The sequence below is a fragment of the Candidatus Hydrogenedentota bacterium genome, from assembly GCA_018005585.1.
Classification (GTDB): domain Bacteria; phylum Hydrogenedentota; class Hydrogenedentia; order Hydrogenedentales; family JAGMZX01; genus JAGMZX01.
On sequence record JAGMZX010000117.1, the window covers coordinates 1 to 5,793 of the forward strand.

7 protein-coding genes are annotated in these 5,793 nt (G+C 64.1%); 1 reads left to right on the forward strand and 6 read right to left on the reverse strand.

Annotated elements, in window-relative coordinates; all coding sequences use genetic code 11:
• The 6 genes from KA184_17280 to KA184_17305 all read right to left on the reverse strand — a co-directional run.
• The coding region (locus KA184_17280) for a glycosyltransferase family 39 protein (protein MBP8131334.1) at positions 1 to 1,308 on the reverse strand (1,308 nt) is incomplete at its 3' end.
• 64 nt (positions 1,309 to 1,372) lie between these two features.
• On the reverse strand, positions 1,373 to 1,759 hold the full coding sequence (locus KA184_17285) for an aspartate 1-decarboxylase (GenBank protein MBP8131335.1): 387 nt from the start codon (positions 1,757 to 1,759) through the stop codon (positions 1,373 to 1,375).
• A gap of 25 nt (positions 1,760 to 1,784) precedes the next feature.
• Complete coding sequence (locus KA184_17290; protein ID MBP8131336.1) at positions 1,785 to 2,645, reverse strand: pantoate--beta-alanine ligase; 861 nt, start codon at positions 2,643 to 2,645, stop codon at positions 1,785 to 1,787.
• Complete coding sequence (panB, locus tag KA184_17295) at positions 2,642 to 3,439, reverse strand: 3-methyl-2-oxobutanoate hydroxymethyltransferase (protein MBP8131337.1); 798 nt, start codon at positions 3,437 to 3,439, stop codon at positions 2,642 to 2,644. The genes KA184_17290 and panB overlap by 4 nt, the downstream gene beginning before the upstream one ends.
• A 60-nt stretch (positions 3,440 to 3,499) precedes the next feature.
• Positions 3,500 to 4,000: a 2-amino-4-hydroxy-6-hydroxymethyldihydropteridine diphosphokinase gene (folK, locus tag KA184_17300; GenBank protein MBP8131338.1), complete on the reverse strand. Its 501-nt coding sequence runs from the start codon at positions 3,998 to 4,000 to the stop codon at positions 3,500 to 3,502.
• A gap of 116 nt (positions 4,001 to 4,116) precedes the next feature.
• On the reverse strand, positions 4,117 to 5,301 hold the full coding sequence (locus tag KA184_17305) for an acetyl-CoA C-acetyltransferase (GenBank protein ID MBP8131339.1): 1,185 nt from the start codon (positions 5,299 to 5,301) through the stop codon (positions 4,117 to 4,119).
• A 214-nt stretch (positions 5,302 to 5,515) separates the two neighbouring features.
• Here KA184_17305 and KA184_17310 point away from each other — a divergent pair.
• Positions 5,516 to 5,793, forward strand: a 278-nt coding sequence (locus KA184_17310) for a hypothetical protein (GenBank protein ID MBP8131340.1), incomplete at its 3' end; no start/stop codon positions are given.

Below are 5,793 nucleotides of genomic sequence, written 5' to 3' on the forward strand. Positions count from 1 at the left end.
CGGGACCGGCGCGCGGCCGCGGGGACCATCCAGCCGGCGCGCCGCGAGAATAGCCACCGGAACAACGGCGGGCAACAGGACCCGCACGTTGATGTAGTGGTTCAAGAAGCAGACGAAAACCAGCACGCCGCCGAGCCACAGTCCCAGAAAGACCGATTCGCGCCAGTTGCCGCGGAAGAAATCGCCAGCGGCAAGCGCAAGGGCGGCCAACCCGGCGGCGGTCCATAAACAGCCCTGCGCCAGCTTGCCGAACGTGTCCAAGCCCACGGCTTCCGGCAGGCCGGTTCCACCTGTACGTATCCCCATCAGAAGGACCGCCACAACTCCCAAGGCAAAGGCCAGATAAGGACCGCGGCCAAGGTAGTGATAGCCGGGAAGCCCGGCGGCCGCGGGCGTGGCCGCGCCCGTGGAATCTGCCACAACCTTGCCGGGCGACGCCGCAGCGGGCCTCGGCAACCCGGTCAACAGAACCAGGAATGGAAACGTGAGGCACCCGCCCAGGAAAATCAGGCCGACAAGAATCTTGGCGAGATAATCCCTGCCGTATTCCTGCTCGATTTCCGAGACATACCAGACGGCGTCGAGGAAATGGCCGCGCCCATACAAGTGCGCCGTAGCGGTCTCATACAAGACAAGCATGCATATCGGCAGCGCGAGCGCGATGAGATAACGCCAGTGGGCGCGTCCCTGGCAAAGCGTATAGACCGCCAGCAGCGGGATGAGGCTTGCGCCGAAGTATTTGCTGAGCACGCCGAACCCGGCCAACAGCGCGGCCATGACAACGCAGTTCCAGGAGCGCGTTTCCAGGCCGGCAAGCCACAACGAAGCAGCCCAAAGCCAGAACGCGAGCATCGCCATATCGCACATGAGCGTCGTGCCCGACACTACGAACGCGGGGCTTGCGACGGTCAGCAGCGCGGCGAGCAAGGGCCGCGCGCAGAACCGCGCTGCGAGATGATAGGCGCCAGCGCCGGCAAGAGCAGCCGGAAACAGCATGGCCAGGTGCAGCGCCCACTCCGCTGGCCCGGCGAGACGCAGAATGATGGCGAGGTAATACGAAACAAGAGGCGGGTTCTGTGTCACTTCGTGCATGGGTTGCGTGCGGCCGTACCAGTTGACGTCGAACCCGTAGAAATCGAGGGGATGTTCAAGAATATGCCGCGCCGTCCAGATAAAAAGCGGGTCGTCAATGTGAAAAGCCTTGTTCAGAAAGAGCAGGCAAGGCAGGACCGCCAGCAGCGCGGCAAGCAGGATGCGCCCCGCCCGCGCTTTCCCGGGAACAGCCCGCACGCCGGCGGCGGGGCTCATGCGCAAGGCCCCATACGCGCAGCATCAGGACGGTTGCGCACGGCGGGACATTCCCATTTGAGGATCAGTCCATCAGCGCGCACTGAGGCGGCGCGCCAACCACGCTCGTAATCCGGTTGAGCGCGTCCACATGCACCACGCGCGGCGTGTAGCACTCGGCTTCGCGCGCGTCCATTTGCGCGTAGGTAATCACGATGACAAGGTCGCCAGGCTGGCCCAGCCGCGCCGCCGCGCCGTTCAGGCATACGACGCCGCTGCCACGTTCGCCTTCAATGATGTAAGTCGTGAACCGGGCGCCCGTGTTGACGTTCAACACGTGCACCTGCTCGTACACGCGGATGTTCGCCGCTTCAATCAGGTCCTTGTCCACCGTCAGGCTGCCCTCATAGTGCAGGTCCGCCTGCGTCACCGTCGCGCGATGAATCTTGCTCTTCAGCATCGTCAGCATCATGACCGCTCGTATCCTCCTCTCCGGTTTATCCTTTGCACACCGAGCACTCGGGAGGCATAAAGGTAATGTTATCGATCAAGCGCGCACTGCCCACCAGCGCGGCCACGGCAAGCATGACCGGGCCCGTCACCTGTCTGACGGCGCACATCGTTTCCGCGTCCACCAGTTCCACATAGTCGATGGTGACGCCGGCCATGCCCTCGCGCACGAGCCGCACCAGTGTTTCGGCGTCGCGTTCGCCCGCTTCAAGCCGCGCCTGCGCCGCAAACAGCGAACGGGACAGGCACAAGGCGCGCTGGCGGTCCTCTTCCGTCAGGTACCGGTTGCGCGAACTCATGGCGAGCCCGTCCGCTTCGCGCACCGTGGGCATCTCCACGATTTCGATGCCCATGTCGAGGTCACGCACGAGACGCCGTATCACGGCGCACTGCTGGCCGTCCTTCCGTCCGAAATAGGCCCGGTCGGGCAGCACAGCGTTGAACAATTTCGTCACCACGGTGGCTACGCCACGAAAGAAATGGGGGCGCGCCTTGCTGCAAAGTCCCGCGGATACGCCTTCCACCGTGACAAACGTGGAATAGCCCTCCGGGTACATGTCGTGCGCGTCGGGCACGTAGATCGTGTCCATGCCGATGGATTCCGCCAGCGCGCAGTCGGTTTCCCACGTACGCGGGTACCGTTCAAAATCTTCGCCCGGCCCGAATTGCGTCGGGTTCACGAACACGCTTAATACCGCAACGTCATCGCGGTCGCGCGCGGCGCGCATCAGGCTGGCGTGCCCCTCGTGCAGCGCGCCCATTGTCGGCACGAAACCGACCGAACGCCCCGCGGCCTTGTGCGCCAGCGACCACGCGCGCATCTCGCCTGACGTGTGAATGATCTTCACTTGTATGTGTGCTCCTCGGCGGGAAACACGCCCGCTTTCACTTCCGAAACGAACGCGGCCACGCCGTCCGCCATTGCCTGGCGCGCATCCGCGAAAGTCTTGCAGAAACGCGCCTTGCCCCAGCCCAGCATGTCGTGAAACACGAGCACCTGCCCATCGCAGCCGCCGCCCGCGCCGATGCCAATGGTTGGAATGCTCACCGAGGCCGTAATCCCGGCCGCGAGGTCGGCGGGCACGCATTCGAGCACGATGCTGAAACAACCCGCATCCTCCAAGCCCTTCGCTTCCTGTTTCAGCCGTTCGCGGCTCGACGGGTCACGGCCTTGCACTTTGTAGCCGCCGAACGCGTTCACCGACTGCGGCGTCAGGCCAATATGGCCCATGACGGGAATCCCCGCGTTCAGAATCATGCGGATCGCGCCGCCGAATTTCTCCGCCGGTCCTTCCAGCTTGACCGCATTCGCGCCGCCCTCGGCCACGAGCCGCCCCGCGTTGCGAAGCGCCTCTTCCGGCGAAATCTGGTAGGACAGGAACGGCATGTCGGCGATCAGCATCGGCCGCGTGATCCCCCGCGACACGATGCGCGTGTAATGCACCATGACGTCCAGGGTCACCCCCAGCGTATCCGGAAGACCCATCACCACCATGCCCAGAGAATCGCCGACGAGCACCGCGTCGACGACAGAGGCATCCAGCAATTGAGCGGTGGGATAATCGTAAGCGGTGACCATGGTGATCTTCTCACCCGACCGCTTCCGCTCACGGAAGGTTAGCGTCGTGATAGCGTTCGCCATCTCTGTCTCCTTGACCGTGACTTACCGTCCCGGTCCCTCTTGGGCTCCAAGCGGAGCGGTTCAAGGAGTCGGCGCGACTACGCCGCACTTCTTCACACGTCCCTCGGCCTCGGGCGACCGCGCCAGCTCACCCACCGTCTTCCCGGTAACCGGGTCGACGGCGTCCGGCGCGATATCCGCCAGCGGCGCCAGTACAAACGCCCGTTTGCGAAACGCCCTGTGGGGCAACGTCAGCGCCTCCGTCTCCAGCACTTCCTGCTCCCACAGAATGAGGTCGATATCGACCTCGCGCGGGCCCCAGCGCCACGATTCGAGGCGGCCTACCCGCCGTTCGATCTCCTTCACGGCGCGCAGCATTTCAAGCGGAGACAACTCCGTCTCGATAGCCGCCGCCATATTCAAGAACGCCGGCTGGCCGGCCTCGCCCAGGGGCTCAGTCTCATAACACGGCGATACTGCGGCCACGCGCACACCCTGCAACCTCCGCAGCGCATCCAAAGCGGCCACCAAGTACTGCTCCCGGTCGCCAATGTTGCTGCCAAGGCCCAGATATACGCGCATGCGCCTCGCCCGGCAAGAGAATACTCTTGCCTTCCTCCCTTAGTTTACCATCTGCCTGACCTGGAATCCAGTTTTTCTGGATTTGCGCAAGAAACGCCATATCCCGGCCGCGCGCCTCAAACCTTGTTCTCGACCAGGCAGCCGATGCCCATGCCGCCGCCAATGCACATCGCCGCGATGCCGAGCCGGGCCTTACGCCGTTTCATCTCATGAATGAGCGTCGTGGTCACGCGCGCGCCCGTGCAGCCAATGGGGTGGCCAAGCGCGATGGCCCCGCCGTTGAGGTTCACGTTCGCCGGGTCGATGTCAAGCTCGCGCAGCACGGCGAGCGCCTGCGCCGCAAAGGCCTCGTTGAGTTCCCAGAGGCCGATATCGGCCACGGTCAGGCCATTCTTCTCGAGCAGCTTGCGCACCGCCCCTATGGGCCCCAAACCCATGACCTTCGGGTCGCAGCCGCAGGAACGCACGTCGCGCAGGTACACGGCATGATCAAGGTTCGCTCCCTCCGGGAGAGCGTCTTCCGCGACGAGCAGAACGCTGCTTCCTCCGTCGTTGATCCCGGAGGCATTGGCCGCCGTTACCGTACCCTCCTTCTTGAAGGCAGGCGGGAGTTTCGCCATCTTTTCGAGGCTCGTATCGGGTTTCGGATGTTCGTCCTTATCGACGACCACCTCGCCTTTCTTCTGTTTGACCACAACGGGCACAATCTCGTCCTTGAATTTGCCTGCCTCGAGCGCCGCGGCGTATTTCCGTTGGCTTTCCAGGGCGAATTGGTCTTGTTGCTCCCTGGTGATGCCATAGCGTTCCGCCACATTCTCGGCGGTGATGCCCATGTGGTAGTTGTTGAAGATATCCCACAACCCGTCGCGGACCGTGCCGTCAACGGCCTGCGCGTCGCCGAGCCGGGCGCCCGCCCGCATCGCCGGCAGCAAATATGGGGCCATGGTCATGTTCTCAAAGCCGCCAGCAATCACGACATTCGCCCGTTCGAGTAAGATGCTTTGCCAGCCCAGTTCAATGGCCTTAAGGCCCGACCCGCATACCTTACTGACCGTGAACGCCGGCGCCGCATCGGGCATCCCAATCCCGATGGCCACCTGACGCGCGGGGTTCTGGCCCTGACCCGCGGTAAGAACATTGCCAAAGATGGCTTCCTCGACCTGCTCCGGCTTCACACCCGCGCGGCGGAGTGTCTCCTTCGCGGCGGTAATACCCAGTTGCACGGCGCTGGTCGTGGCAAATACGCCGCCCATCGAACCTATCGGCGTGCGCGCCGCGCCGAGAATCAATACCTTGCGCATGACATGCTGCTCCTTCCTCGCGCGGCGCGGCATCCGCGCGCACGCTTCCCGTTTCCTGTCCCGCGCCGCGCGAGAGGCGGCGCACTCATTCCCGCGCCGCCGATTCTAGCATGAGCGATCCGCATAATGGCACATGGCGCGGCCCGCGGGTTGCAATAGCCGTTCCGCGTGACCGATGATTCCCCGCGCACGGGACACATTGGCGAGGTGCACGGTGCTGGAAGAATTCGTGAAGATCGCGCGCAACGGCAAGACCGCGCTCGTGCGCGGCGAATGGGCGGACTGTATCGCGGCGGCGCTGATCGAAGGCGCGGGCTGCGCCCCCGCCGCCGCGGGCGGGCGTGGCGAACTGCTGCGCTTCCCCTTCCCCGCCGGCGAAGGCATCATCCGCCGCTACCGGCGCGGCGGCTTTCTGCGTCATTGGCTGAAGGAAAGTTACCTGCTGCAAAACCGCCCCCTTCGCGAACTTGCCCTGACCTCGGAACTGCATCG

What these genes read in the sequence shown, in the direction of transcription:
- KA184_17285 (MBP8131335.1), bottom strand. Translation starts at nt 1,759, where the DNA reads ATGATGCTGACGATGCTGAAGAGCAAGATTCATCGCGCGACGGTGACG.
- panB (MBP8131337.1), bottom strand. Translation starts at nt 3,439, where the DNA reads ATGGCGAACGCTATCACGACGCTAACCTTCCGTGAGCGGAAGCGGTCG.
- folK (MBP8131338.1), bottom strand. Translation starts at nt 4,000, where the DNA reads ATGCGCGTATATCTGGGCCTTGGCAGCAACATTGGCGACCGGGAGCAG.
- KA184_17305 (MBP8131339.1), bottom strand. Translation starts at nt 5,301, where the DNA reads ATGCGCAAGGTATTGATTCTCGGCGCGGCGCGCACGCCGATAGGTTCG.